Source organism: Streptomyces torulosus, from assembly GCF_001419765.1.
Classification (GTDB): Bacteria; Actinomycetota; Actinomycetes; order Streptomycetales; family Streptomycetaceae; genus Streptomyces; species Streptomyces torulosus.
In genome coordinates this window covers 1-5,405 of record NZ_LIRK01000231.1, presented here as the reverse complement: position 1 = coordinate 5,405, position 5,405 = coordinate 1, and the positions used below count along the sequence as shown (strand labels likewise).

Sequence of the window (5,405 nt, the reverse complement as noted above, 5' to 3'; positions counted from 1 at the left end):
TCCTGGACGCCGCCACCGGCGAGGAGCTCGTCCGCTTCGACCTCACCAACGCCGAGGCCCAGACCGGCGTGATGATGGCCAAGCTCATCCGCCAGTTCACCGGCGAGTGGGAGATGACGGCCATGGGCGACTTCGTGAAGTCCCGCACGGTCCGGGGCATGGTGAAGCCGGCGGCCCAGTCCCTCTGACCCACCGGCGACGAGGGCGCGAACGGGAACGGGAAGGGGCGGACCCGGGCCGACCGGATCCGCCCCTCATCTCCTCACGTCATCACGTCATCACGTCGTCATCTCGTCACGTCGTCATCTCATCACCATGCCATCTCGTCACGTCGTCACTGGATGACGCCGCTGTACGCGTTCAGCGCGGGCTGGCCGCCGAGGTGGGCGTAGAGGACGGTCGAGTCCTCCGCGATCTCGCCGCGTTCGACGAGGTCGATCATCCCGGCCATCGACTTCCCCTCGTAGACGGGGTCGGTGATCATGCCCTCGGTGCGGGCCGCGAGCTGCATGGCGACGAGGGTCGCGTCGTCGGGGACGCCGTAGATCCCGCCGTGGTAGCGCTCGTCCAGCTCCACGTCCACCTCGGTCAACTCGCGCTTGACGCCGATGAGTTGACCGGTGTTGTGGGCGATGCGCGCGATCTGGGCGCGGGTGGTGTCGGGCTTGGCGGAGGCGTCGATGCCGAGGACCCGGCGGGGCCGTGCGCCGGCCTCCTCCAGGGCGGCGAACCCGGCGACCATGCCGGCCTGGGTGGAGCCGGTGACCGAGCAGACGATGACGGTGTCGAAGAAGACGCCCAGCTCCCGCTCCTGCTCGGCGACCTCGTAGGCCCAGGAGGCGAAGCCGAGGCCGCCGAGAGGGTGGTCGGAGGCACCGGCCGGGATGGCGTACGGCTTGCCGCCCGACTCCTCGACCTCCCGGAGGGCCAGCTCCCAGCTCTCCTTGAAGCCGATGCCGAACCCGGCCTGGACCAGCCGTACCTCCGCGCCGGCGAGCCTGCTGATCAGGATGTTGCCGACCTTGTCGTACACGGCGTCGGGCCACTCCACCCAGCTCTCCTGCACGAGGACGCACTTGAGTCCGGCGCGGGCGGCGACGGCGGCGACCTGGCGGGTGTGGTTGGACTGGACCCCGCCGATGGAGACCAGGGTGTCGCAGCCCTGGGCGAGCGCGTCGGCGACGAGGTACTCCAGCTTGCGGGTCTTGTTGCCGCCGTAGGCGATACCGGAGTTGCAGTCCTCCCGCTTGGCCCAGAGGGAGGCGCCGTCGAGGTGGGCGGTCAGGCGTTCGAGCCGGTGCACCGGCGAGGGCCCGAAGAGGAGTGGGTAGCGCTCGAAGGAAGCAAGGGACACGGGTCCTCCCGGGGTCAGTGGTCCACGCCGGTGGCGGGCTCTACGTCGTCGACGGCGGCATCGGCGGGGAGCCCGCCTTCGGGTTCGGTGGCGGACGGGGCCTCGGGGCCGGAGGCGGATGGGGCCTCGGGGCCGGAGGCCGGTGGGGCCTCGGGTCTGTCCGGTTCGTCGGCGAGGGCCGCCAGGCCGCGCCAGATCTCCGCGGTGACGGTGACCGCCTCGTCCGTGTCACCGGCCGCGCAGGCGTCGATCAGCCGGTCGTGCAGTCCGGCCGAGCGGCAGTTGCCGCCCTCACCGAAGCGGCGACGCTCCAGTCGGCGGATGAGCGGGGTGTAACGGGCCACGGTGGCGGCGGCCGCGCGATTGCCGCTCACCCGGACGAGGACGTCGTGGAGTTCGTCGTCGGCGTCCAGGGCGGCGTCGACGTCGCCCGCGTGGACGGCCGCCGCGAACCGTTCGTTGGCGGAGCGCATCGTCTCCACGTCCGCCGCGAACAGCCGGGGCACGGCGACCCGCGTGGCCAGCTCGTGCATCGCGCCGACCACGGCGGCGGCGTCGCGCACATCGGCGGCCACGACCGGTGTCACCCGTGTGTAGCTCTGCGGTTTGCTCTCCAGCAGCCCCTCGTCCACCAGCCGCGAGAACGCCTCCCGCACGGGCGCTCGGGACAGCCCCAGCAGCTCCGCGAACACGGCGTCCCGCACCACCGCACCGGGTTCGATCTCCCCGGCCACGATGGCGTCCCGGATGGCGAGGTAGGCGCGGTCCCTCAGCAGGGTGCGGCTCACCGGTCGTATGGCCTCCATGAACTGAAATGTTAGATGTCAGTTCGGGATACGAACAAGAGTGTGGCCCGTGTCCCTGCTGGGACACGGGCCACACTCAGGGCGTCCTCACGCCCTCTCCCCCGTCGTCATCGGCTCCACGGCCAGTCGGCGTCCCGTGCCGCCTCCAGCAGCGGGACCATGCGGAACGCCGCGTCCGAGAGGCCGCCGAAGGTGTGGCGGTTCGCCGTGCCGGAGGGGCCGTGGCCCGCCCGGTGACCGGCGAGGTTCCAGGTGTAGACCGGCACGTGGGCCGGGACCTGGGCGGTCGGGTCGCCGTAGTGGCTGTAGGTGGCCTGCTCGTCGGTGACGATCAGCACCCGGTCGTGCTTCCGGTAGTGCTTGCGTACCGCCTCCGTGGTGTCGGTGCCCCCCAGGTCGCCGAAGCGCTCCAGGATCTTCAGCACCGACTCGCCCTTGCGGTACGGCACCGGCCGGCTCGTGGTGCCGAACTCGACGAGGTCCGCGTCCGCCGCCCGCAGCGCGAGCGCCGCACCGAAGATCGCCGCCGCGTCCGCGTAGGTGAGGGACGAGCGGTCGGTCAGCCGCGAGTAGAACATCGAGCCCGAGCGGTCGACCAGGACCAGGGTCCGGCCGGGCAGCGCGGGCACGTTGGCCAGCGAGTGACCGAGCGCCTGCTCCAGCGGGTACGCCCAGCGCAGCGACGGCGCGTGCCGGTACGCGGCGAGGTAGCGGAACGGGAACTGCCGGGACCGCGCGACCTCGGCCGGGTCGCTGATCCTCGCGGCGACCCGGGCCGCGACCTCGTCGGAGACCCCGGCCTCGTCGAAGTTGCGCAGGTTCCGCACGAGCGCCATGGCACCCATGGACGGGATGACGGCCTCCCAGGCCGCCTTGTCCATCGGCCCCTGGAGCCAGCCCGCCAGCGCCTCCCAGGTGATGCCCGCGTCCGCGAGCCGCTGGGCGCCGCCCGCGCCGGTCACGACCTTGCGGCGCTTGGCGGGCCGCAGGGCCATCAGGTCACGGTGGGCCGCGAGCACGGGCAGCGACTTGGGCACGACCGCGGTGTCCGGGTGGTGCCGCCGGTCGAGGGCGTACTGGAACAGGTCGCCCTGCCACGGCTTGTCCGGGTCGGGCGCCGCGTGCACCAGGTTGAGGATGTCGCCGAAGCGGTAACCCTTGGACGCGGTGTCGTACTTCAGCAGCGACTTGGGGTGGTAGAGCCGTCGTACGGCGTCGGCGACGCCCCGCTTCACGGGCTTGGGGAGGGCGCGGCCGTAACGGGAGGTCCAGTACGCGAGCAGCTCGCCGGGCTCGTCCGGGCGCCGGAGCACCGAGTCGATGACCTGGCGGTTGGTCGGGCCGTGGGTGACGCCCGCGTCGAGCCGTGCCTTCACGTACTCGGCGGCGCCCACGAGGGAGGCCGTGCGGAGGTTGCCCTCGCCGCGCAGCCAGCCGAGCAGACCGGCCGTCCACTCCGGGTCGGTGACGGCGAGACGGCGGACGAGCGCGGCGAACCGGTCGTCCCGGTCCTCGGCGGACTCGTAGAACGTCTTCTGCGCCACGAAGTTGGCGATCGAGAGCAGGAACAGCTCCGAGCGCTCGTCCCGCTCCTGGCCGCGACCGCCCTGGTGGGTGCGGAGCACGCGGCCCGTCGAGGTGACGCGCGACGTGGGCCGCGCCCGGGTGCTCTTGCTGTTGAACCGCGCCATGGTGAATTCCCCCGAATTCCTCCGCACGTTGTGCGTGACTTTTTTCGGAGGGAGGCGCGACAGAAGGAAGGTGTCCGAGGTCGAGGTCGGCGGCGGCCCTATAAACAGGCGCGTCTGCCATTCCGCCACATCGACCGGGGCCGATGGCGGGATTCGAACCCGCATGAGGAAATTCCCCACCAGTTCCCGAAGTATCCGCTGCCTGCGCACCGGGCACCCACGTTGTGCCGCGCCTCCCGAGATCAAGGTGGCGGCGGCGTGGATTCTTTTTACAGAAGAAGGAGCCGCAGCCCGCGCACCGGGAGGTGCATGAAGTTTTGGGTGTCCAGAGATCGAATTCGGCGGAACCGACGTAGGTGCTCTGCCAACTGAGCTACACCGGCGTGTTGGTGCCGGCGACGGGACTCGAACCCGCGACCTCCCCATTAGTAGTGGAAGTAGGTCCTGCCTTCGCACCTGGACGTGCATCACTCTAGGAGGACGGTCGCGGGAGGAGCGAACGAATTAATTACCGCTTCTGCCGCTTCCAGGGGCCGGTGATCGCGAGCAGGATGCCCGGCGTCTGGATGTTGGCGTACAGGGTCTTTCCGTCGGGCGAGAAGGTGACGCCGGCGAACTCGCTGTACTCCGGCTCCTCCTCGGTGCCGATGTTCAGGTCGTTGCGGGCGATCGGATACGTACGGCCGCTGTCGGTGGCGCCGAACAGGTGCTGGACGCCTTCGCCGTCCTCGGCGAGGACGATGCCGCCGTAGGGGGAGACGGTGATGTTGTCGGGGCCGTCGAGGGCGCCGTCGGCGGACGGGTCCGGGTTGACGCCGAGCAGGACCTTCAGGGTGAGGGTGCGGCGCTTGGGGTCGTAGAACCAGACCTGGCCGTCGTGCGCGGCGCCGGGGCTCTCCGCGCGGGCGTAGGAGGAGACGATGTAGGCGCCGCCGTCGCCCCACCACATGCCTTCGAGCTTGCGGGCGCGGGTGATCTCGTCGAACTGCTTGCGCACGGCGACGGTCCGCGCGTCCCGGTCGGGGACGTCGATCCAGTCCACGCCGTAGACGGTGCCGATCCTGGTGGCGCGGGAGAGGTCGTCGACGAAACGGCCGCCGGAGTCGTAGCACTTGGGTGCCTGGAGGACACCGGCGTCGTCGGCGAGGGTCCGGAACCTGCGGGGGCCGTAGGAGAAGCCCTTCGGCGGGGTCCAGCGGTAGAAGAGGCCGTTGGGGCCGGAGGCGTCCTCGGTGAGGTAGGCGTGGCCGCGCCCGGGGTCGATGACGACGGCCTCGTGGTCGTACCGGCCGAAGAACTTCAGGGGCTTCGGGTCTCGGTTGGCGCGCCGGTCGCAGGGGTCGACCTCGAAGACGTAGCCGTGGTCCTTGGTCATGCCGTTGACGCCGGCCCGGTCGGAGTTCTCCTCGCAGGTGAGCCAGGTGCCCCACGGGGTGCTGCCGCCCGCGCAGTTGGTGGAGGTGCCCGCGATGCCGACCCACTCGGCGACCCGGCCGTCGGGGCGGACCTCCACGACCGTGCAGCCGCCGGACGCGGCCGGGTCGCCGAGTGGGT

At 71.1% G+C, this 5,405-nt stretch carries 4 protein-coding genes and 1 pseudogene; 1 reads left to right on the top strand and 4 read right to left on the bottom strand.

The window, feature by feature from the left end; genetic code table 11:
- Window positions 1-188, top strand: a 188-nt coding sequence (locus tag AOK23_RS16560; RefSeq protein WP_055713479.1) for a TerD family protein, incomplete at its 5' end; no start/stop codon positions are given.
- 146 nt (window positions 189-334) lie between these two features.
- On the opposite strand, the gene AOK23_RS16555 is transcribed toward AOK23_RS16560, so the two are convergent.
- The 4 genes and pseudogenes from AOK23_RS16555 to AOK23_RS16540 form a co-directional block, all read right to left on the bottom strand.
- The gene (locus AOK23_RS16555) at window positions 335-1,354 is read right to left on the bottom strand and encodes a 1-aminocyclopropane-1-carboxylate deaminase (protein WP_055713478.1); all 1,020 of its coding nucleotides are present in this window, start codon (window positions 1,352-1,354) and stop codon (window positions 335-337) included.
- A 167-nt stretch (window positions 1,355-1,521) separates the two neighbouring features.
- Window positions 1,522-2,160 (bottom strand): annotated as a pseudogene (locus tag AOK23_RS16550) (GntR family transcriptional regulator); the annotation flags it as partial.
- Between the two features lie 107 nt (window positions 2,161-2,267).
- A complete protein-coding gene (locus AOK23_RS16545) occupies window positions 2,268-3,851 on the bottom strand; it encodes a TROVE domain-containing protein (RefSeq protein ID WP_055713476.1) in 1,584 nt (527 codons plus the stop codon).
- Between the two features lie 508 nt (window positions 3,852-4,359).
- On the bottom strand, window positions 4,360-5,405 hold a 1,046-nt coding region (locus AOK23_RS16540; protein ID WP_055713475.1), incomplete at its 5' end, for an alkaline phosphatase PhoX.